The organism is Streptococcus sp. HMSC072D05, assembly GCF_001815805.1.
Lineage (GTDB): Bacteria > Bacillota > Bacilli > Lactobacillales > Streptococcaceae > Streptococcus.
On record NZ_KV821982.1, the window covers coordinates 120,323 to 141,413 of the forward strand.

Annotated in this window: 31 protein-coding genes; all 31 read left to right on the forward strand. The window is 42.3% G+C overall.

From position 1 onward, the window contains the following. Positions 1 to 3 precede the first annotated feature (3 nt). Positions 4 to 984 carry an NAD-dependent epimerase/dehydratase family protein gene (locus HMPREF3057_RS00550; RefSeq protein ID WP_000757307.1) on the forward strand — a complete coding sequence of 327 codons (981 nt, stop codon included), beginning with the start codon at positions 4 to 6 and terminating at the stop codon, positions 982 to 984. Beyond that, the gene (locus tag HMPREF3057_RS00555) at positions 959 to 1,774 is read left to right on the forward strand and encodes an MBL fold metallo-hydrolase (protein WP_000034631.1); all 816 of its coding nucleotides are present in this window, start codon (positions 959 to 961) and stop codon (positions 1,772 to 1,774) included. Before HMPREF3057_RS00550 ends, HMPREF3057_RS00555 begins: the two co-directional genes overlap by 26 nt. Then, the gene (locus HMPREF3057_RS00560; protein WP_000724370.1) at positions 1,752 to 3,014 is read left to right on the forward strand and encodes a F390 synthetase-related protein; all 1,263 of its coding nucleotides are present in this window, start codon (positions 1,752 to 1,754) and stop codon (positions 3,012 to 3,014) included. Before HMPREF3057_RS00555 ends, HMPREF3057_RS00560 begins: the two co-directional genes overlap by 23 nt. 14 nt (positions 3,015 to 3,028) lie before the next feature. Beyond that, entirely contained in the window at positions 3,029 to 3,973 is a 945-nt protein-coding gene (locus tag HMPREF3057_RS00565) for a 3-oxoacyl-[acyl-carrier-protein] synthase III C-terminal domain-containing protein (RefSeq protein ID WP_070695995.1), read from the forward strand. A gap of 122 nt (positions 3,974 to 4,095) precedes the next feature. Next, positions 4,096 to 5,628, forward strand: a complete 1,533-nt coding sequence (cls, locus tag HMPREF3057_RS00570) for a cardiolipin synthase (RefSeq protein WP_070695997.1) — start codon at positions 4,096 to 4,098, stop codon at positions 5,626 to 5,628. A 75-nt stretch (positions 5,629 to 5,703) separates the two neighbouring features. Further along, positions 5,704 to 5,847 carry a hypothetical protein gene (locus HMPREF3057_RS10260; protein WP_000933188.1) on the forward strand — a complete coding sequence of 48 codons (144 nt, stop codon included), beginning with the start codon at positions 5,704 to 5,706 and terminating at the stop codon, positions 5,845 to 5,847. Between the two features lie 35 nt (positions 5,848 to 5,882). Next, on the forward strand, positions 5,883 to 7,400 hold the full coding sequence (locus tag HMPREF3057_RS00575) for a hypothetical protein (RefSeq protein WP_001103719.1): 1,518 nt from the start codon (positions 5,883 to 5,885) through the stop codon (positions 7,398 to 7,400). Positions 7,401 to 7,529: 129 nt separating this feature from the next. After that, entirely contained in the window at positions 7,530 to 9,737 is a 2,208-nt protein-coding gene (gene nrdD, locus HMPREF3057_RS00580; RefSeq protein WP_000636180.1) for an anaerobic ribonucleoside-triphosphate reductase, read from the forward strand. 11 nt (positions 9,738 to 9,748) lie between these two features. Continuing rightward, positions 9,749 to 9,889: a hypothetical protein gene (locus HMPREF3057_RS00585; protein WP_000521625.1), complete on the forward strand. Its 141-nt coding sequence runs from the start codon at positions 9,749 to 9,751 to the stop codon at positions 9,887 to 9,889. A gap of 44 nt (positions 9,890 to 9,933) precedes the next feature. Next, positions 9,934 to 10,434, forward strand: a complete 501-nt coding sequence (locus HMPREF3057_RS00590) for a GNAT family N-acetyltransferase (protein ID WP_000423394.1) — start codon at positions 9,934 to 9,936, stop codon at positions 10,432 to 10,434. A 4-nt stretch (positions 10,435 to 10,438) separates the two neighbouring features. Then, entirely contained in the window at positions 10,439 to 11,035 is a 597-nt protein-coding gene (gene nrdG / locus HMPREF3057_RS00595) for an anaerobic ribonucleoside-triphosphate reductase activating protein (RefSeq protein ID WP_000220163.1), read from the forward strand. Next, entirely contained in the window at positions 11,032 to 11,658 is a 627-nt protein-coding gene (locus HMPREF3057_RS00600) for a uridine kinase family protein (RefSeq protein ID WP_000725972.1), read from the forward strand. Before nrdG ends, HMPREF3057_RS00600 begins: the two co-directional genes overlap by 4 nt. A 266-nt stretch (positions 11,659 to 11,924) precedes the next feature. Further along, on the forward strand, positions 11,925 to 12,233 hold the full coding sequence (gene rpsJ / locus HMPREF3057_RS00605) for a 30S ribosomal protein S10 (RefSeq protein WP_001284513.1): 309 nt from the start codon (positions 11,925 to 11,927) through the stop codon (positions 12,231 to 12,233). 82 nt (positions 12,234 to 12,315) lie between these two features. After that, positions 12,316 to 12,942 carry a 50S ribosomal protein L3 gene (gene rplC, locus HMPREF3057_RS00610; RefSeq protein WP_000160197.1) on the forward strand — a complete coding sequence of 209 codons (627 nt, stop codon included), beginning with the start codon at positions 12,316 to 12,318 and terminating at the stop codon, positions 12,940 to 12,942. 24 nt (positions 12,943 to 12,966) lie between these two features. After that, positions 12,967 to 13,590 carry a 50S ribosomal protein L4 gene (rplD, locus tag HMPREF3057_RS00615; RefSeq protein WP_000024537.1) on the forward strand — a complete coding sequence of 208 codons (624 nt, stop codon included), beginning with the start codon at positions 12,967 to 12,969 and terminating at the stop codon, positions 13,588 to 13,590. After that, complete coding sequence (locus tag HMPREF3057_RS00620) at positions 13,590 to 13,886, forward strand: 50S ribosomal protein L23 (protein ID WP_001055347.1); 297 nt, start codon at positions 13,590 to 13,592, stop codon at positions 13,884 to 13,886. The genes rplD and HMPREF3057_RS00620 overlap by 1 nt, the downstream gene beginning before the upstream one ends. A gap of 17 nt (positions 13,887 to 13,903) precedes the next feature. Next, positions 13,904 to 14,737, forward strand: a complete 834-nt coding sequence (gene rplB, locus HMPREF3057_RS00625) for a 50S ribosomal protein L2 (RefSeq protein ID WP_000512910.1) — start codon at positions 13,904 to 13,906, stop codon at positions 14,735 to 14,737. 103 nt (positions 14,738 to 14,840) lie between these two features. Further along, complete coding sequence (gene rpsS, locus HMPREF3057_RS00630; RefSeq protein WP_000533766.1) at positions 14,841 to 15,122, forward strand: 30S ribosomal protein S19; 282 nt, start codon at positions 14,841 to 14,843, stop codon at positions 15,120 to 15,122. 11 nt (positions 15,123 to 15,133) lie between these two features. Beyond that, on the forward strand, positions 15,134 to 15,478 hold the full coding sequence (gene rplV / locus HMPREF3057_RS00635; protein ID WP_000818137.1) for a 50S ribosomal protein L22: 345 nt from the start codon (positions 15,134 to 15,136) through the stop codon (positions 15,476 to 15,478). Positions 15,479 to 15,490: 12 nt separating this feature from the next. Further along, complete coding sequence (gene rpsC / locus HMPREF3057_RS00640; protein WP_000529936.1) at positions 15,491 to 16,144, forward strand: 30S ribosomal protein S3; 654 nt, start codon at positions 15,491 to 15,493, stop codon at positions 16,142 to 16,144. A gap of 3 nt (positions 16,145 to 16,147) precedes the next feature. After that, positions 16,148 to 16,561, forward strand: a complete 414-nt coding sequence (rplP, locus tag HMPREF3057_RS00645) for a 50S ribosomal protein L16 (protein ID WP_000960946.1) — start codon at positions 16,148 to 16,150, stop codon at positions 16,559 to 16,561. A gap of 9 nt (positions 16,562 to 16,570) precedes the next feature. Beyond that, complete coding sequence (gene rpmC / locus HMPREF3057_RS00650; RefSeq protein WP_042767674.1) at positions 16,571 to 16,777, forward strand: 50S ribosomal protein L29; 207 nt, start codon at positions 16,571 to 16,573, stop codon at positions 16,775 to 16,777. Between the two features lie 24 nt (positions 16,778 to 16,801). Beyond that, the gene (gene rpsQ / locus HMPREF3057_RS00655; protein ID WP_000440801.1) at positions 16,802 to 17,062 is read left to right on the forward strand and encodes a 30S ribosomal protein S17; all 261 of its coding nucleotides are present in this window, start codon (positions 16,802 to 16,804) and stop codon (positions 17,060 to 17,062) included. 25 nt (positions 17,063 to 17,087) lie between these two features. Then, positions 17,088 to 17,456, forward strand: coding sequence for a 50S ribosomal protein L14 (gene rplN / locus HMPREF3057_RS00660; protein WP_000616545.1), 369 nt, complete (start codon positions 17,088 to 17,090; stop codon positions 17,454 to 17,456). A gap of 182 nt (positions 17,457 to 17,638) precedes the next feature. Further along, positions 17,639 to 17,944, forward strand: coding sequence for a 50S ribosomal protein L24 (gene rplX / locus HMPREF3057_RS00665; protein WP_000497691.1), 306 nt, complete (start codon positions 17,639 to 17,641; stop codon positions 17,942 to 17,944). Between the two features lie 23 nt (positions 17,945 to 17,967). Then, entirely contained in the window at positions 17,968 to 18,510 is a 543-nt protein-coding gene (rplE, locus tag HMPREF3057_RS00670; RefSeq protein ID WP_000013542.1) for a 50S ribosomal protein L5, read from the forward strand. 17 nt (positions 18,511 to 18,527) lie between these two features. Continuing rightward, positions 18,528 to 18,713, forward strand: coding sequence for a type Z 30S ribosomal protein S14 (locus HMPREF3057_RS00675; protein ID WP_001085697.1), 186 nt, complete (start codon positions 18,528 to 18,530; stop codon positions 18,711 to 18,713). Positions 18,714 to 18,997: 284 nt separating this feature from the next. Beyond that, positions 18,998 to 19,396 (forward strand): 30S ribosomal protein S8, encoded by a 399-nt coding sequence (rpsH, locus tag HMPREF3057_RS00680; protein ID WP_000245504.1) that lies wholly within the window; start codon positions 18,998 to 19,000, stop codon positions 19,394 to 19,396. A gap of 193 nt (positions 19,397 to 19,589) precedes the next feature. Then, positions 19,590 to 20,126 (forward strand): 50S ribosomal protein L6, encoded by a 537-nt coding sequence (rplF, locus tag HMPREF3057_RS00685; protein ID WP_000086626.1) that lies wholly within the window; start codon positions 19,590 to 19,592, stop codon positions 20,124 to 20,126. An 83-nt stretch (positions 20,127 to 20,209) separates the two neighbouring features. After that, positions 20,210 to 20,566, forward strand: a complete 357-nt coding sequence (rplR, locus tag HMPREF3057_RS00690) for a 50S ribosomal protein L18 (protein WP_004244055.1) — start codon at positions 20,210 to 20,212, stop codon at positions 20,564 to 20,566. Between the two features lie 17 nt (positions 20,567 to 20,583). Beyond that, positions 20,584 to 21,078 carry a 30S ribosomal protein S5 gene (gene rpsE, locus HMPREF3057_RS00695; RefSeq protein ID WP_000874204.1) on the forward strand — a complete coding sequence of 165 codons (495 nt, stop codon included), beginning with the start codon at positions 20,584 to 20,586 and terminating at the stop codon, positions 21,076 to 21,078. Positions 21,079 to 21,091 lie beyond the last annotated feature (13 nt).

Below are 21,091 nucleotides of genomic sequence, written 5' to 3' on the forward strand. Positions count from 1 at the left end.
AAAATGAAGAAAGTATTGGTGACAGGTGCTACGGGCTTTCTAGGCAAGTATGTTGTTGAAGAGCTTAGTCAGCAGGGCTATCAGGTACGCGCTTTTGGACGCAATCGCAATGTGGGTCAGTCTTTAGAAAACTCCTCTGTGGCATTTTTTCAGGGAGATTTGACCAAGCAAGAGGACTTGGCTCGGGTTTGTCAGGGGATGGACATGGTTGTGCATGCGGGTGCTCTTTCTACCGTTTGGGGGCCTTGGGAGGATTTCTACCAGACAAATGTCTTAGGGACCAAGTATGTTCTGGATGCTTGCCGAGAGGCTGATATTCTGCGTTTGGTTTATGTGTCCTCGCCTAGCATCTATGCTGCGCCTCGAGATCAGTTAGCTATCAAAGAAAGTGCTGCGCCTCAGGAAAATAATCTGAACAACTACATTCGTAGTAAGCTGGCTTCGGAGAAGCTGTTTAAGGACTATCCCGATGTTCCGAGTATTATCTTACGACCTCGTGGGCTTTTTGGGATTGGGGATACCAGTATTTTGCCCCGAGTTCTCAAACTCAGTCAGAAGATTGGCATTCCCTTGATAGGGGATGGTCGTCAGCTCATGGATATGACCTGTGTGGAAAATGTCGCTCTGGCAATTCGCTTGGCACTAGAGGCCCCTCAAGCTAGTGGCGAAGTTTATAATATTACCAATGGGGAACCAAGAGCCTTTAAGGATTTGATAGAAGAAACCTTGAGAGGGTTGGGTTATCCAATAACATACAGAAAAGTGCCAGCTCCTCTTCTTTCAGTTATTGCCAGTAGTTTAGAGTTTCTGTATAAGGTATTAAAACTCAAAGGTGAACCGCCACTGACACGCTATACCTATTATCTGCTCCGTTATAGTCAGACGCTGGACATCAGCAAGGCGGAGCGAGACTTGGGTTATCGCCCTCAAATCAGTATTTCGGAAGGGATTGAACAATATGTCCAAGATTATCGAAAGCATTGATTATTTCCCAGCAGGCTACTGTACCAGCTACACAGGTTTGCTATTTAAGGGAGTCAAGAATCAAAAGATGACCTTTCCAGCAGGTGTTTTTCTTATCAAACACAGGGACAAGGGCTATCTCCTCTATGACACAGGCTATCATTACGATATTAAGACCCGGCTTCGCTATGGTTTCTATCGGCTAGGAACGCCCGTTCAAATGACGGAGAAGGACCAGATTTCACGTTTGCTGGAAGCGAAGGGAATCAAACCAGAAGAAATTAACTATGTTATTCTGTCGCACCTACATCCAGATCATCTGGGAGGAGCTAGTTTCTTTCCTCATGCAACCTTTATCTTGACAAAAGAAGTATATGAAGTCTACCAAAAACCCAAGTTGAAAGACTTGATTTTCAAGGAGTTTTTACCAGCTTCTTTTGAGAAAAATCTAACTATTATCAGAGCTGACCAGCAAGTTTCAACTTTTCCCTATCGTCCGATTTGTGATCTTTTTGGAGATGGCAGTATCCTAGTTTCTTCTGTTGACGGGCATGCTAGGGGGCAAGCCTGTCTATATTTTCCAGACCTTAATCTCCTCATTGCAGCGGACCTCTGTTGGGGAATTGACCTCTTACCTTACACCAAGCAGATGCACCTGATTCCTTCCTTGGTCCAGGATAATAAGGCCGACTATATCAGGGGGACAGAGTTTCTGGAGGAAGTCTTAAAGGCCGGTATTGAGGTAGTTGTTAGCCATGATCCTGTAGAAAGGATAGAGTCAATCTTACATGAAAAAAATAACCTTTCTTAAAACCTTTATCCAAACTCGATGGCTTCATCATTTCAAATCTCGAGAAGCTGTAGTAAACTATCAGAAAAAGCAATTAGCTAACTATATGGACTTTTTAAAGCGAGAGTCGCCCTACTTTAAAAATGGGGTTCCTAGCAACTTTGACCATATGGACAAGGCTTTTATGATGGAACATTTCAATGAGCTCAACACCCAAGGAGTGGATCGTGATGAAGCCTTATCCTTAGCTATTGAAAGTGAGAAGACCCGTGACTTCACTGAACTTAAAGGGGAAGTAGCCGTCGGTCTGTCTTCAGGGACGTCTGGACATCGGGGGCTCTTTATCACAACAGAGAAAGAGCGAAGTATGTGGGCTGCGGCTATCTTGGCAAAGATGTTGCCCAAGGGGCAGCTTTTTGGACACCGCATCGCCTTTTTCCTGAGAGCTGATAATGAACTCTATCAGACCATCAATACGGCGCTCATTCGTCTAGAGTATTTTGATATTTTCAAACATACAGATGAGCATATCGAGCGACTCAACAACTATCAACCAACGATTATTGTGGCGCCAGCCTCGATGTTGATTGAATTGAGTAAGCGTCTCAAGGATGGAGAGTTAGCTATTCACCCACAAAAAATCGTTTCGGTGGCGGAAATCTTGGAAGATAGTGATAGGGGACGAATCGCAGAAGCCTTTTCACTATCCATCATTGACCAAGTTTATCAGGCGACAGAAGGTTTCCTAGCCTGCACTTGCTCAACTGGCAATCTGCATCTCAACGAAGATATTATCTTTGTGGAAAAGCAGTATCTAGATGACCGCCGTTTTTATCCAGTGATTACGGACTTTAAGCGAAGTAGTCAGCCTGTTTATCGCTACCAGCTCAATGATATCTTGGTTGAAAATCCGGAGCCTTGTCCCTGTGGCTCCTACTATACACGGATTGACAAGGTCGAAGGACGTTCTGATGATATCTTCTACTTTGAAGGGCAGAATGGGGGACAGGTAACGATCTATCCAGACTTTATCAGACGTTGCATCCTCTTTGTGGAGAATGTAGGAGATTATCAAGTTAAGCAACATTCTGAGAAATTAGTGGAGGTTTGTTTAAGCCGACGAGATGAGGACGTAGAGACAGCAATTTTAGTACAGTTCCAACTCTTGGCCCAGCAAAAAGAGTTCACAGTTCCTCAAATCCAATTTTCAGATTATCACTGGGATACTAGCCGTAAACTCAAACGTATCCAACGTTTATGAAAGGAAGAAAGACAATGACAGAAGTAAAAAGACATGTAGAAATCGCAGGTTATGGTGTTTGCCTTCCCAAGCATACCGTCCAATTCAAAGACCAGACCCGTTATCGTGTAGTTGAAAATGAAGAAACGCAACTCGACTTGGCAGAGGTAGCGATTCAGCGTGCGCTTGAACATGCAAATTTAGATATTAAAGATATCGATTGCCTTGTATCAGCTAGTGCAGTTGGAGTTCAGCCTATTCCTTGTACTGCTGCCTTGATTCATGAGCGCGTGGCAAAAGGACTCTCTATTCCAGCTATGGATATCAATACGACCTGTACCAGCTTTATTTCTGCCCTATCGACCATGTCCCACTTGATTGAGGCGGGCGAATACAATCGTGTCTTGATTGTATCCAGTGAGGTTGGAAGTTTAGGGCTTAATCCCAAGCAAAAAGAAAGTTTTGGACTCTTTAGTGATGGGGCGGCAGCCTTTATTTTCCAAAAAAGTCATCAGGAAAAAGGGGTCATTGCTAGTCTCCAACGTACTTGGTCAGAAGGGGCTCACGATACGGAGATTCGTGGAGGTCTGACTTCTTTTCAACCCAAAGAATACTCTGAAGCGACCAAGACTAACTATATGTTTGATATGAAGGGAAAGAAAATCCTCCTCTTGTCAGCTCGTAAAATCCCAGTCATGTTTGAAGAGTTTCAAGAAAAAACACAGCTAGCCTTGGCAGATGTGGACTATATCATTCCTCATCAAGCTAGTCGCGCCCTTCCTTTGGTCATGGAAAAACTAGGTGTGGCCGAGAATCAATACCTCAATCTCGTCACAGACTATGGAAATATGGTGTCAGTCTCTGTGCCATTTGGCTTGGCCTATTCATTGGACCATGGATTGATTAAAGAAGGAGCTATCGTCTACCTTATGGGAACTGCTGCCGGTATGACAGTCAATATGTTGGCTCTCAAACTGTAATACGCATCTGAAAATGGAAGGGCAAGAGTAAAAGGTTGCCATCTACCCCTGAACTGAGGTATACTAGTAGAGACATTAGTTTATCAAGCAGTTAGGAGAATGTTAGAAAAGGAAGGGGATGTATGACAGCTAGAAAAATGCAGCTAATCATGTCCAAGTATGGTTTTAGTATTACCATCATGTTGGCAGAGTTGTTTATCGTCTTTGGTTTGTTTCTCTATCTAGGGCAGATGGCTCCGATTCTCTGGATTATTCTAGTTATTTTGATGAGTATGGCGACCATTGTATCGATTGTTAATCGTTCTATGAATCCAGAAAGCAAGGTAACATGGCTGTTAGTAGCCTTTGTTCCAGTATTTGGTCCCTTGCTCTATATCATGTTTGGAGAACGCCATCTATCTAAAAAAGAAATCAAGCAGTTGAAACAACTCCAATCAATGGTTGACCGAGAGGACAATAGCAGAGCCCTCCGTTTGGAGTTAAAGGAACAAGACAAGTCTGCTTATGGGGTCATCAAATCCCTTCTCAGTATGGATACGAATGCTGATGTCTATGATCGAACGGATACACAATTTTTTGCTTCTGGTGAAAGTATGTGGCATCAGATGCTAGAGGATCTCAGAAAAGCGGAGAAATTTATCTTTCTTGAGTACTATATCATCGAAGAAGGCTTGATGTGGAACAGCATTTTAGAGATTTTGGAAGAAAAGGCTGCTCAAGGAGTAGAAGTTAAGCTTCTTTATGACGATATTGGATGTATGGCAACCTTACCTGGGGATTATACCATCCAGCTTCGTAGCCGAGCGATTGAAGCCCATAAATTTAACAAGGTGATTCCGCGCTTGACCGTTGCCTATAACAACCGTGACCACCGTAAAATCATGATTATCGATGGGCAGATTGCCTATACAGGGGGTGCCAATCTAGCAGACGAGTATATCAATCATATCGAACGCTTTGGTTATTGGAAGGATAGCGGTATTCGTCTGGATGGATCGGCGGTTAAGGCTTTTACTAGACTCTTTTTATCTGCCTGGTATATCAACCGTGGAGAGATTAGTGACTTTGACCAATACCATCTCGAAAATCAACCAAAAGATGGGATGGGTCTCTGTATTCCTTATAGTAGTGGGCCAAAACCCATCTACAGAGCTCAAGTTGGAAAAACGGTCTACCAAAATCTTATCAATCAAGCTACAGATTACGTCTACATCACGACTCCCTATCTAATTGCTGACTATGATCTCACCGAAAGTATCAAAAATGCAGCTCTGAGAGGGGTAGATGTGAGAATTGTAACACCGTGTATCCCAGATAAGAAGGTTATTCAGTTAGTTACTCGAGGAGCTTATCCAGACTTGTTATCTGCAGGGGTTCGTATTTATGAGTACAGTCCGGGATTCCTTCATAGCAAGCAAATGCTTGTCGATGGAGAGGCAGCTACTGTGGGGACCATCAATTTTGACTATCGGAGTTTGCTTCACCACTATGAAAATGCCGTCTTGCTTTATAGAACGCAGTCCATCATCGATATTGAAAGAGACTTCGAAGAGATTTTTAAAGTTTCTCAAGAAATTTATCCTCACACTATCAAAACAAGCTGGTATCAAAGCCTGATTAAGGAAATTGTCCAGTTGTTTGCGCCTATGCTCTAACTATCCACTAAGATCTAGCCCAAGGCTGGATCTTATTTTTGTCTTCTTACGAATAGATAAGTAAAGGAGAAAACCATGCTTAATCTAGAAGAAGATGATTTTGTCAGAGAGTATAGTAATAGTCGCTTCCACCGTTTTCGTGAAATCGAACGTTTTGCGCTATTGGATAAGAAATTCAGCAAATATCAATCCCAAGCTGACATTCCTGTAAGATTTTGATATACTAAAACAGATAAACTTAGAGGAGAAATTGAATGAACGTATACGGGAAAATAGATGAGAAACAAGAAGAATCTCATTACCAAGACTGGTCAGTGCCAGAAAAACGAGAAGGAGCTCCCATTCCCTTTTTTAGTATTTTACTTTGGAGTTTGGTGACTACAGCCATTTCGGTAGCCCTGCCTATTATTTTTGGTTTAGTCAGTCCGCAACAAACTCAAGATCTTTATACCGGTTGGGCCTTGCATCAAAATGGTCAAATGTATACAGATTACTTTGGGACGGAGGGATTGCTCTATTATGTGCTAAACTATCTTTTTCAAGGCAGTGTTTTGATTGCTTTGGTTGAGTGGTTTGCCTTGTTTGGAGCAGGTGTTTTTCTTTTCAAAGCTGCGGATACTCTTGTCGGCCAAGAAAAGGAAGCGGAGCGAGTTGTCTTTATTTTATACTTGCTTGTAGCGGGCCTCGCTTTTGGTGGTGGCTATGCTCTCTTGCTAGCCCTGCCTTTCCTATTTTATTCATTGAGTATCGTTACAAATTATCTCGCTTTTCCAAAGGACGACAAAGGATTTGTACGAGTGGGGATGAGCCTTGCACTTGCTTTCTTCCTTGCGCCAATCCAAACCGCCTTGTTTGCGGCTGTACTGGCCTTGGGAATTATCGGCTTTAATCTAGGCAAAGGTCACTTTGTTCATGGTCTATATCAGTTTTTTGCGTCAGCCCTAGGATTTTCACTCTTATTCTATCCTTTAGGCTACTATACAGTGTGGACAGGTAGTTTTGGGGATGCCATTAGCCAGACCTTATATCCGGTAAATACTCTTAGCCTCTTTTCGAACTCGCATTTGCTTGAAAATGCAGCCTTCTATGGCTTGCTTGCTATTGGGTTAGGTTCCCTTGGTTTGCTCTTTACAGGCTTGTTCCAGTCAAAACCAGCCAAGCAATATGCCCTCTCAATTGCTGCTAGCTTGGGATTGTTGGTTTCTTTGGGAATCTTGATTCTCTCCAAAGAACCTATCAACGGTACTCGTCTTGTGGTGCTAATTCCTTTCTTGGTCTTGCTCCTTCTGACAGGAATCAAGGAAGATGTTTCAGATGGAGGGAGTCGTCGTAGAAGAAGACGTGAGAAACAAACTTCTTTCTTTAAAGGAAATTTCTATCTACCACTGATTGCCCTTGCCTATCTCATTGTTCTTCCTATTGTGAGTCGTTACCTTTCTCACCCAACGACTTATCAGGAGAGAGAACGTCTTGCTAGCGTGGTCAAACAACAAACGAGTTCTGAGGATCGTGTCTATGCTTGGGATGATCGTCCTGATTTCTACCGTGTAAGTGAACGCTTGGCGCCGACTTCTCTATCAACTCCAACACTCTATACTGCAAGCGATGAAAATAAAACCAAACTGATGAATGACCTGAAAGAGAATCAACCGAAGATGATTGTGGTCAATCAAAAAGTTGCCTTGTGGTCAGATGTAGAGAGCTGGCTCAGTGAAAACTATGAGCTTGTTCAGACAGATACTAGCGAGTTCAAACTTTATAAATCAAAATAACAAAAAATCAATATCTTGTGGAATTTTAAAAATTTTAGGATTTTTAACACAAGATATTGATTTTTATTTTTAGAGTGGTATAATACTGAATATAAACAATTCAACAATATTTTAGAAAAGAGCATGGATATGATTGTATTAGAAGAAAAGCTTGCAACCGTTCCCACCTTGTTCGTTGAAAAACGAGATGGTAGACGTGTGGTGTTTGATGTAGACAAGATTGACAAGGCTCTCCACAAGGCGGCGGAAAAGGTTATGGACGTTACGCCTCTAGTAGAAAAACGCCTAAATGGTCTAGTTGAAAGAATCGTGACTGAAATTCACAGTCGCTTCCCTCAAGGTGTCAAGATTTACGAAATTCAAAATGTCGTAGAACATGAACTCCTTGAAGCCAAAGAATATGCGCTAGCTGAGGAGTATATCACTTATCGGACACAAAGGGATTTTGAGCGCTCAAAAGCGACAGATATCAACTTTAGTATCCATAAACTTCTCAATAAAGATCAAGCAGTTGTCAATGAAAATGCCAATAAAGACAGTGATGTCTTTAATACCCAGCGTGATTTGACAGCAGGGATTGTTGGGAAATCAATCGGACTGCAAATGCTTCCTAAGCACGTAGCCAATGCTCACCAAAAAGGGGATATCCACTATCATGACTTGGACTACAGTCCCTACACTCCGATGACCAACTGCTGTTTGATTGATTTTAAAGGCATGCTGGAAAATGGTTTTAAGATTGGAAATGCAGAGGTAGAGAGTCCCAAGTCTATCCAGACTGCGACCGCTCAGATTTCACAAATCATCGCCAACGTTGCTTCTAGCCAGTACGGGGGCTGTTCAGCTGACCGTATCGATGAAGTCTTGGCGCCTTATGCGGAGAAGAATTACCAAAAACACCTCAAGGATGCGGAAGAATGGGTCTTGCCTGACAAACGGGAAGATTATGCTTGGAAGAAAACCCAAAAAGACATCTACGATGCCATGCAATCTCTTGAGTATGAAATCAATACCCTCTTCACTTCAAATGGACAAACACCTTTTACTTCACTAGGTTTTGGTCTAGGAACTAGTCGTTTTGAGCGGGAAATTCAAAAAGCTATCTTGACCATCCGAATCAAGGGGCTTGGTTCAGAACACCGCACAGCCATCTTTCCTAAACTCATCTTTACGCTGAAAAGAGGACTCAACTTAGAGGAAGGTTCACCTAACTACGACATCAAACAGTTGGCTCTTGAGTGTGCAACCAAGCGGATGTACCCAGATGTCTTGTCCTATGATAAGATTATCGAACTGACTGGTTCTTTCAAGGTTCCTATGGGTTGTCGCTCCTTCCTCCAAGGCTGGAAAGATGAAAATGGTGTTGAGGTCAATTCAGGTCGTATGAATCTAGGTGTTGTGACGGTTAATCTGCCTCGTATCGCCCTCGAGTCTGAAGGAGATCTGAATAAGTTTTGGGAAATCTTCAACGAGAGAATGAACATTGCGGAGGATGCTCTGGTTTATCGTGTCGAACGAACCAAGGAAGCAACACCAGCAAATGCCCCTATCCTTTATCAGTATGGAGCCTTCGGCCGCCGTCTCGGAAAAGAAGAAAGTGTTGACCAACTCTTTAAGAATCGCCGTGCGACAGTTTCGCTGGGCTACATCGGTTTGTACGAAGTGGCTACAGTCTTCTTTGGAAATAGCTGGGAAAGCAATCCTGAAGCCAAGGAATTCACATTGGATATTATTCGCGATATGAAACGTCGTGTGGAAGAGTGGTCTGACCAATATGGTTACCATTTCTCGATCTACTCCACACCGTCTGAAAGTCTGACAGATCGCTTCTGTCGCTTAGACACAGAGAAGTTTGGTTCTATTCCTGACATCACGGATAAGGAATACTACACCAACTCGTTCCACTACGATGTCCGGAAAAATCCAACGCCGTTTGAAAAATTAGACTTTGAGAAAGTTTATCCAGAAGCAGGTGCGTCAGGTGGTTTTATCCATTATTGTGAGTATCCAGTTCTTCAACAAAATCCTAAAGCCTTGGAAGCTGTTTGGGACTATGCCTATGACCGTGTCGGCTATCTAGGGACCAATACTCCTATTGATTGTTGCTACAAGTGTGACTTTGAAGGGGATTTTGAACCAACTGAGCGAGGATTTGCTTGTCCAAACTGTGGCAATAGCGACCCTAAAACAGTAGATGTGGTCAAACGTACGTGTGGTTATCTGGGGAATCCTCAAGCGCGTCCAATGGTTAATGGACGCCACAAGGAAATCGCTGCGCGTGTCAAACACATGAACGGTTCAACTATTAAAACAGCTGGACATGAAGTAACAAATTAGAAGGAAATGGAATGGGGAAATACCAATTAGACGATAAGGGACGCGCACAAGTGACCCGTTATCACGAGAAACACTCGAAAGGTGGAACAGGTAAAAAAGAACGCTTGCTCAACCTCAGAGAACAGTTTTTAAACAAGAACAAGAAAAAATAAAAGTGAGAGTCTGCTCTCACTTTTCTCTTAGGTGGGAGGGGAATATGGAACTACGCAGACCGATATTGGCAGATAAAGAAACAGTTTTAGAGATGATGGCAGAGTTTGAACAGACTCAATCAGCCCACGATGGCGGATTTTGGAACGCCAACAATTTTGTTTATGAAGAGTGGCTAGAAGAAAATCTTCAAGCGGAAGCGGGACTCAATATTCCTGAAAACTGGGTTCCTGCTATCCAGCTGGTTAGTTTTGACGTAGCAGGCCAGGCTCTTGGCTTTCTCAACCTTCGTCTCCGATTAAATGACTACTTACTAGAAAACGGGGGCCATATTGGCTACTCCATTCGTCCATCTGAAAGAGGTAAGGGTTATGCCAAAGAATCCCTCCGACAAGGTCTACAAGTTGCTAAGGAAAAGAACATCAAAAAAGCACTTGTGACCTGTAGTACGGAAAATCCTGCTAGTAGGGCGGTGATTGTGGCAAATAGTGGGGTGTTTGAGGATGTTCGCAATGGCGTAGAACGTTACTGGATAGATTTGGAGTAGAAGGATGACATGGAATACACCAAAACCAGGTGAATGGAAAAGTGAGGAGCTTAGTAAAGGGCGGATCATTGATTATAAGGCCTTTAACTTTGTCGATGGAGAAGGTGTGCGCAACTCTCTCTATGTATCAGGTTGCATGTTCCACTGTGAGGGATGCTATAATGTTGCGACCTGGTCATTTAATGCTGGGATTCCTTATACGCCAGAGTTAGAAGAACAAATCATGGCAGACCTTGCCCAATCCTATGTTCAAGGATTGACCTTGCTAGGAGGAGAACCATTTCTCAATACAGGTATCCTCTTACCGCTCGTTAAGCGCATTCGAAAGGAATTGCCAGACAAAGACATCTGGTCCTGGACGGGCTACACTTGGGAAGAAATGATGCTGGAGACTCCAGACAAATTGGAACTCTTGTCGCTGATTGACATCCTTGTCGATGGACGGTATGATAAAAGCAAGCGCAATCTTATGCTCCAGTTTCGAGGGTCTTCTAATCAACGAATTATCGATGTGCAAAAATCTCTCAAACAAGGTCAAATAGTGATTTGGGACAAACTTAACGACGGAAAAGAAAGCTATGAGCAGGTGAAGAGAGAATGAAGAAAAAAGACCTGATAGAACAACTGGTTTCAGAGATCGAAACGGGAAGAATTAGGACACTAGGGATCTACGGTCATGGGGCTTCAGGTAAGTCAACCTTCGCTCAGGAATTACATCAAGCCCTAGATTCCACTACAGTAAATTTACTAGAAACAGATCCCTATATCACTTCAGAACGTCACCTGGTAGTACCAAAGCAAGCACCAAATCAAAAGGTGACAGCTTGTCTCCCAGTGGCGCATGAACTGGCAAGTTTACAGAGAGATATTCTCGCCTTGCAGGCAGGTATGGATGTCTTAACAATCGATGAACCGTGGAAGGCTAGCGAGGTCTTGTCTGGAGCCAAGCCGATTCTGATTGTTGAAGGGATGTCTGTGGGCTTTCTACCCAAGGAACTCTTTGACAAAACCATCAGTTTCTACACGGATGAGGAGACCGAATTAAAGAGGCGTCTAGCTCGAGATACGACTATGAGAAATCGCGATGCATCTTTTGTATTAGCTAGCCATCAGATGAGAAGGGAGCAGTACCTGCGATACTATAGAGAAACCGAGTCTAAAGCGGACATTTTAGTAGATCAATCAGAAGATACATTCAAGGTCAAAATGACTCACATTATATAGAAGAAAAGCCGGTTTTTTTATAGATATAAATCCGTAATTTTGGAAAGATAAAAAGAGAAAACAGTTTCATCTTAAAAAAACGAAAAAAAGCTCACAAATCCCTTGCAATCGCAGGGGCTTTGTGTTATTCTATTATGGTGCTGTAAATTACAGCCTTAGCTTTGATGCAAGAGGTTGCGACACGCTCGGTTGCATTGCCACGCAACGCGCGTCGGTTTTCTTGTGGAGCTAGCCTATTATCTTAAATAGACGAAAAGGAGAAAAAGATGGCAAACAAAAAAATCCGTATCCGTTTGAAAGCTTACGAACACCGTACGCTTGATACAGCGGCTGCAAAAATCGTAGAATCAGCTACTCGTACAGGTGCACAAGTTGCGGGTCCAATCCCACTTCCAACTGAGCGTAGCCTCTACACAATCATTCGTGCGACTCACAAATACAAAGACTCTCGCGAACAATTTGAAATGCGTACACACAAACGTTTGATCGATATCGTTAACCCAACTCAAAAAACAGTTGATGCGTTGATGAAATTGGATCTTCCAAGTGGTGTAAACGTAGAAATCAAACTTTAATCTAAAGCTTGATACCTTGAGCATAAAAAACGCTCGTTAAAAACTTTTTGAATAAAAAATATAGAAAAGGAACTATTTTCTCATGACAAAAGGAATCTTAGGGAAAAAAGTGGGAATGACTCAAATCTTCACTGAAGCTGGCGAATTGATCCCTGTAACAGTTATTGAAGCAACTCCAAACGTTGTTCTTCAAGTTAAAACTGTTGAAACAGACGGATACAACGCTATCCAAGTTGGTTTCGATGACAAACGCGAAGTATTGAGCAACAAACCTGCTAAAGGACATGTAGCGAAAGCTAACACGGCTCCTAAGCGCTTCATTCGTGAATTCAAAAACGTTGAAGGCTTGGAAGTTGGTGCTGAAATCACAGTTGAAACATTCGCAGCTGGAGACGTTGTTGACGTAACTGGTACTTCTAAAGGTAAAGGTTTCCAAGGTGTTATCAAACGCCACGGACAATCACGTGGACCAATGGCTCACGGTTCTCGTTACCACCGTCGTCCAGGTTCTATGGGACCTGTTGCACCTAACCGCGTATTCAAAGGTAAAAACCTTGCAGGACGTATGGGTGGCGACCGCGTAACAATTCAAAACCTTGAAGTTGTACAAGTTGTTCCAGAAAAGAACGTTATCCTTATCAAAGGTAACGTACCAGGTGCTAAGAAATCTCTTATCACTATCAAATCAGCAGTTAAAGCTGGTAAATAATAAAGAAAGGGGAAATCAGTCACAATGGCAAACGTAACATTATTTGACCAAACTGGTAAAGAAGCTGGCCAAGTTGTTCTTAACGATGCAGTATTTGGTATCGAACCAAATGAATCAGTTGTGTTTGATGTGATCATCAGCCAACGCGCAAGCCTTCGTCAAGGAACACACGCTGTTAAAAACCGCTCTGCAGTATCAGGTGGTGGACGCAAACCATGGCGTCAAAAAGGAACTGGACGTGCTCGTCAAGGTTCTATCCGCTCACCACAATGGCGTGGTGGTGGTGTTGTCTTCGGACCAACTCCACGTTCATACGGCTACAAACTTCCACAAAAAGTTCGTCGCCTAGCTCTTAAATCAGTTTACTCTGAAAAAGTTGCTGAAAACAAATTCGTAGCTGTAGACGCTCTTTCATTTACAGCTCCAAAAACTGCTGAATTTGCAAAAGTTCTTGCAGCATTGAGCATCGATTCTAAAGTTCTTGTTATCCTTGAAGAAGGAAATGAATTCGCAGCTCTTTCAGCTCGTAACCTTCCAAACGTGAAAGTTGCAACTGCTACAACTGCAAGTGTTCTTGACATCGCAAATAGCGACAAACTTCTTGTCACACAAGCAGCTATCTCTAAAATCGAGGAGGTTCTTGCATAATGAATTTGTATGATGTTATCAAAAAACCTGTCATCACTGAAAGCTCAATGGCTCAACTTGAAGCAGGGAAATATGTATTTGAAGTTGACACTCGTGCACACAAACTTTTGATCAAGCAAGCTGTTGAAGCTGCTTTCGAAGGTGTTAAAGTTGCCAACGTTAACACAATCAACGTAAAACCTAAAGCTAAACGTGTTGGACGTTACACTGGTTTTACTAACAAAACTAAAAAAGCTATCATCACACTTACAGCTGATTCAAAAGCAATCGAGTTGTTCGCTGCTGAAGCTGAATAATCTAAGGAGGAAATATCGTGGGAATTCGTGTTTATAAACCAACAACAAACGGTCGCCGTAATATGACTTCTTTGGATTTCGCTGAAATCACAACAAGCACTCCTGAAAAATCATTGCTTGTTGCATTGAAGAGCAAGGCTGGTCGTAACAACAACGGTCGTATCACAGTTCGTCACCAAGGTGGTGGACACAAACGTTTCTACCGTTTGGTTGACTTCAAACGTAACAAAGACAACGTTGAAGCTGTTGTTAAAACAATCGAGTACGATCCAAACCGTTCTGCAAACATCGCTCTTGTACACTACACTGACGGTGTGAAAGCATACATCATCGCTCCAAAAGGTCTTGAAGTTGGTCAACGTATCGTTTCAGGTCCAGAAGCAGATATCAAAGTCGGAAACGCACTTCCACTTGCTAACATCCCAGTTGGTACTTTGATCCACAACATCGAGTTGAAACCAGGTCGTGGTGGAGAATTGGTACGTGCTGCTGGTGCTTCTGCTCAAGTATTGGGTCAAGAAGGTAAATACGTTCTTGTTCGTCTTCAATCTGGCGAAGTTCGTATGATTCTTGGAACTTGTCGTGCAACAGTTGGTGTTGTCGGAAACGAACAACATGGACTTGTAAACCTTGGTAAAGCAGGACGTAGCCGCTGGAAAGGTATCCGCCCAACAGTTCGTGGTTCTGTAATGAACCCTAACGATCACCCACACGGTGGTGGTGAAGGTAAAGCACCAGTTGGTCGTAAAGCGCCATCTACTCCATGGGGCAAACCTGCTCTTGGTCTTAAAACTCGTAACAAGAAAGCGAAATCTGACAAACTTATCGTTCGTCGTCGCAACGAGAAATAATAGTAAACTAGTTGCTTAAGCAACTAGGAAATCCGCCAGCTCGGTAGCGCTCCATATGAGCGCAAGCCGCTGTGGTACAACATTTAAAGGAGAAAATATAAAAATGGGACGCAGTCTTAAAAAAGGACCTTTCGTCGATGAGCATTTGATGAAAAAAGTTGAAGCTCAAGCTAATGACGAAAAGAAAAAAGTTATCAAAACTTGGTCACGTCGTTCAACGATCTTTCCAAGTTTCATTGGTTACACTATCGCAGTTTATGACGGACGTAAACACGTACCTGTTTACATCCAAGAAGACATGGTAGGTCACAAACTTGGTGAATTTGCACCAACTCGTACTTACAAAGGTCACGCTGCAGACGACAAGAAAACACGTAGAAAATAAGGAGAACATAAATGGCAGAAATTACTTCAGCTAAAGCAATGGCTCGTACAGTACGTGTTTCACCTCGTAAATCACGTCTTGTTCTTGATAACATCCGTGGTAAAAGCGTAGCCGATGCAATCGCAATCTTGACATTCACTCCAAACAAAGCTGCTGAAATCATCTTGAAAGTTTTGAACTCAGCTGTAGCTAACGCTGAAAACAACTTTGGTTTGGATAAAGCTAACTTGGTAGTATCTGAAGCATTCGCAAACGAAGGACCAACTATGAAACGTTTCCGTCCACGTGCGAAAGGTTCAGCTTCACCAATCAACAAACGTACAGCTCACATCACTGTAGCTGTTGCAGAAAAATAAGGAGGTAACATCGTGGGTCAAAAAGTACATCCAATTGGTATGCGTGTCGGCATCATCCGTGATTGGGATGCCAAATGGTATGCTGAAAAAGAATACGCGGATTACCTTCATGAAGATCTTGCAATCCGTAAATTCGTTCAAAAAGAATTGGCTGACGCAGCAGTTTCAACTATCGAAATTGAACGCGCAGTAAACAAAGTTAACGTTTCACTTCACACTGCTAAACCAGGTATGGTCATCGGTAAAGGTGGTGCTAACGTTGATGCACTCCGTGCAAAACTTAACAAATTGACTGGAAAACAAGTACACATCAACATCATCGAAATCAAACAACCTGATTTGGATGCTCACCTTGTAGGTGAAGGAATTGCTCGTCAATTGGAGCAACGTGTCGCTTTCCGTCGTGCACAAAAACAAGCAATCCAACGTGCAATGCGTGCTGGAGCTAAAGGAATTAAAACTCAAGTATCAGGTCGTTTGAACGGTGCAGATATCGCCCGTGCTGAAGGATACTCTGAAGGAACTGTTCCACTTCACACACTTCGTGCAGATATCGATTACGCTTGGGAAGAAGCAGATACTACATACGGTAAACTTGGTGTTAAAGTATGGATCTACCGTGGTGAAGTTCTTCCAGCTCGTAAAAACACTAAAGGAGGTAAATAACCAATGTTAGTACCTAAACGTGTTAAACACCGTCGTGAATTCCGTGGAAAAATGCGCGGTGAAGCAAAAGGTGGAAAAGAAGTAGCATTCGGTGAATACGGTCTTCAAGCTACAACTAGCCACTGGATCACTAACCGCCAAATCGAAGCTGCTCGTATCGCTATGACTCGTTACATGAAACGTGGTGGTAAAGTTTGGATTAAAATCTTCCCACACAAATCATACACTGCTAAAGCTATCGGTGTGCGTATGGGATCTGGTAAAGGGGCACCTGAAGGTTGGGTAGCACCAGTTAAACGTGGTAAAGTGATGTTCGAAATCGCTGGTGTATCTGAAGAAATCGCTCGCGAAGCGCTTCGTCTTGCAAGCCACAAATTGCCAGTTAAATGTAAATTTGTAAAACGTGAAGCAGAATAAGGAGAAGGCATGAAACTTAATGAAGTAAAAGAATTTGTTAAAGAACTTCGTGGTCTTTCTCAAGAAGATCTCGCGAAGCGCGAAAACGAATTGAAAAAAGAATTGTTTGAACTTCGTTTCCAAGCTGCTACTGGTCAATTGGAACAAACAGCTCGCTTGAAAGAAGTTAAAAAACAAATCGCTCGTATCAAAACAGTTCAATCTGAAGCGAAATAATAGACTAGGGAAGGAGAAATTTCAATGGAACGCAATAATCGTAAAGTTCTTGTTGGACGTGTTGTATCTGACAAAATGGACAAGACAATCACAGTTGTAGTTGAAACAAAACGTAACCACCCAGTCTATGGTAAACGTATTAACTACTCTAAGAAATACAAAGCACATGATGAAAACAATGTTGCCAAAGAAGGCGATATCGTACGTATCATGGAAACTCGTCCGCTTTCAGCTACAAAACGTTTCCGTCTTGTAGAAGTTGTTGAAGAAGCGGTCATCATCTAATCAAACCTGAAAGGAGAAAACTGAAATGATTCAAACAGAAACTCGTTTGAAAGTCGCAGACAACAGCGGTGCGCGCGAAATCTTGACTATCAAAGTTCTTGGTGGTTCAGGACGTAAATTTGCAAACATCGGTGATGTTATCGTGGCATCTGTAAAACAAGCTACTCCTGGTGGTGCGGTTAAAAAAGGTGACGTTGTAAAAGCTGTTATCGTTCGTACTAAATCAGGTGCTCGTCGTGCTGATGGTTCATACATCAAATTTGACGAAAACGCAGCAGTTATCATCCGTGAAGACAAAACTCCTCGCGGAACACGTATCTTTGGCCCAGTTGCACGTGAATTGCGTGAAGGTGGCTTCATGAAGATCGTGTCACTTGCTCCAGAAGTACTTTAATTGGTTGCTCAAAGAAAATTAAAACAAGTCTAGGAAGTGAAACGAAAGCATAACTTAAGTTAGGTGAGTTGAAACTGACGAAGGATTGCTTTGATTTTCGCAGAGCAAAAACAAACAAACTAGTCCCCTAGCTTCAGGCTAGGGTGCCCTTATGGGCGTAAGAAAAATCAAGGAGAAACCTAATGTTTGTAAAAAAAGGCGACAAAGTTCGCGTAATCGCTGGTAAAGATAAGGGAACAGAAGCTGTTGTCCTTACTGCCCTTCCAAAAGTAAACAAAGTTATCGTTGAAGGTGTGAACATCGTTAAGAAACACCAACGTCCAACTAACGAGCTTCCTCAAGGTGGTATCATCGAGAAAGAAGCAGCTATCCACGTATCAAACGTTCAAGTATTGGACAAAAATGGTGTGGCTGGTCGTGTTGGTTACAAATTTGTAGACGGTAAAAAAGTTCGCTACAACAAAAAATCAGGCGAAGTGCTTGATTAATCACGAAGGAAAGGAGAAGTATAATGGCAAATCGTTTAAAAGAAAAATATCTTAATGAAGTAGTTCCTGCTTTGACAGAACAATTCAACTACTCATCAGTGATGGCTGTGCCTAAAGTAGATAAGATCGTTTTGAACATGGGTGTTGGTGAAGCTGTATCAAACGCTAAAAGTCTTGAAAAAGCTGCTGAAGAATTGGCACTTATCTCAGGTCAAAAACCACTTATCACTAAAGCTAAAAAATCAATCGCCGGCTTCCGTCTTCGTGAAGGTGTAGCGATCGGTGCAAAAGTTACCCTTCGTGGTGAACGTATGTACGAATTCTTGGACAAATTGGTTTCAGTTTCACTTCCACGTGTGCGTGACTTCCACGGTGTTCCAACAAAATCATTTGATGGACGCGGAAACTACACTCTTGGTGTGAAAGAACAATTGATCTTCCCAGAAATCAACTTTGATGACGTTGACAAAACTCGTGGTCTTGACATCGTTATCGTAACAACTGCTAACACTGACGAAGAGTCACGTGCATTGCTTACAGGCCTTGGAATGCCTTTTGCAAAATAATATAGGAGGTAAATCTAATGGCTAAAAAATCAATGATTGCTAAGAACAAACGTCCAGCGAAGTTCTCTACTCAAGCTTATACTCGTTGTGAAAAATGTGGTCGTCCACATTCAGTTTACCGCAAATTTAAACTTTGCCGTGTTTGCTTCCGTGAATTAGCTTACAAAGGACAAATTCCTGGTGTAACAAAAGCATCTTGGTAATTTAAGATATCAAGGGCATCAAAACTCCAAGTGAAAATAGGAAACTTGACGAAGAAACTGAAGTTTCTAGGAAAGTTTATCTTTTTCACACAGAGTTTAGCCCGGGTTCAGTTGGACTTGCCAATTTGAACACGAGCTACAGCTTTGGCAAAAAAGACCAATTTTCTTTGGAGCATCGCTCCTGCATCAAATTGCCTATTTTTGCTCTTGCTTTTACGCTCTTTGTATCATGTATTAACTAGCAAGTGCAACTTGCAAACTACTAGTAAGAGGAGAAAAACAAAATGGTTATGACTGACCCAATCGCAGACTTCCTAACTCGTATTCGTAACGCTAACCAAGCGAAACACGAAGTACTTGAAGTACCTGCATCAAACATCAAAAAAGGGATTGCTGAAATCCTTAAACGCGAAGGTTTTGTTAAGAACGTAGAAATCATCGAAGATGACAAACAAGGCATCATCCGTGTATTCCTTAAATACGGACCAAACGGTGAAAAAGTTATCACTAACTTGAAACGTGTTTCTAAACCAGGACTTCGTGTCTACAAAAAACGTGAAGATCTTCCAAAAGTTCTTAACGGACTTGGAATTGCTATCCTTTCAACTTCTGAAGGTTTGCTTACTGATAAAGAAGCTCGCCAAAAGAACGTTGGTGGTGAGGTTATCGCTTACGTTTGGTAAAATCAAGATACAAAGCTCGTAAAGAACAAAGCAAAATTAGGAAGTTGGAGAAGTTTGTTTACAAACAAGCCAACTTATCTATTTTGCACAGTTCTTAGAGCGTGTTCAATTTAGCTATTGAACTCAATAAGTATCTTTAACCCCGTGAAAACTGGCTATAATGGGCCTGACAATCTAACAGGAGAAAATAAACATGTCACGTATTGGTAATAAAGTTATCGTGTTGCCTGCTGGTGTTGAAATCACTAACAATGACAACGTTGTAACTGTAAAAGGACCTAAAGGAGAACTTACTCGTGAGTTCTCAAAAGATATTGAAATTCGTGTGGAAGGAACGGAAGTAACTCTTCACCGTCCAAACGATTCAAAAGAAATGAAAACAATCCACGGAACTACTCGTGCCCTTTTGAACAACATGGTTGTTGGTGTATCAGAAGGATTCAAGAAAGAACTTGAAATGCGCGGGGTTGGTTACCGTGCACAACTTCAAGGATCTAAACTTGTTTTGGCTGTTGGTAAATCTCATCCAGACGAAGTTGAAGCTCCAGAAGGAATTACTTTTGAACTTCCAAACCCAACAACAATCGTTGTTAGCGGAATTTCAAAAGAAGTAGTTGGTCAAACAGCTGCTTACGTACGTAGCCTTCGTTCACCAGAACCATATAAAGGTAAAGGTATCCGTTACGTTGGTGAATTCGTTCGCCGTAAAGAAGGTAAAACAGGTAAATAATGTTGAGTGGTTGATTTTTAACCACCAACCTATTTTCCAACTTAGTGCATAGCACACGATTTAAAACTAAAGAGGTGAAAACTGTGATTTCTAAACCAGATAAAAACAAACTCCGCCAAAAACGCCACCGTCGCGTTCGCGGAAAACTCTCTGGAACTGCTGATCGCCCACGTTTGAACGTATTCCGTTCTAATACAGGCATCTACGCTCAAGTGATTGATGACGTAGCGGGTGTAACGCTCGCAAGTGCTTCAACTCTTGACAAAGAAGTTTCAAAAGGAACTAAAACTGAACAAGCCGTTACTGTCGGTAAACTCGTTGCAGAACGTGCAAACGCTAAAGGTATTTCAGAAGTGGTGTTCGACCGCGGTGGATATCTATATCACGGACGTGTGAAAGCTTTGGCTGATGCAGCTCGTGAAAACGGATTGAAATTCTAATAGGAGGACACTAGAAAATGGCATTTAAAGACAATGCAGTTGAATTAGAAGAACGCGTAGTTGCTGTCAACCGTGTTACAAAAGTTGTTAAAGGTGGACGTCGTCTTCGTTTCGCAGCTCTTGTTGTTGTTGGTGACCACAACGGTCGCGTAGGATTTGGTACTGGTAAAGCTCAAGAAGTTCCAGAAGCAATCCGCAAAGCAGTAGAAGATGCTAAGAAAAACTTGATTGAGGTTCCTATGGTTGGAACAACAATCCCACACGAAGTTCTTTCAGAATTCGGTGGAGCTAAAGTATTGTTGAAACCTGCTGTAGAAGGTTCTGGAGTTGCCGCTGGTGGTGCAGTTCGTGCCGTTGTGGAATTGGCAGGTGTGGCAGATATTACATCTAAATCACTTGGTTCTAACACTCCAATCAACATTGTTCGCGCAACTGTTGAAGGTTTGAAACAATTGAAACGCGCTGAAGAAGTTGCTGCTCTTCGTGGTATTTCAGTTTCTGATTTGGCATAAGAAAGGGGATAAA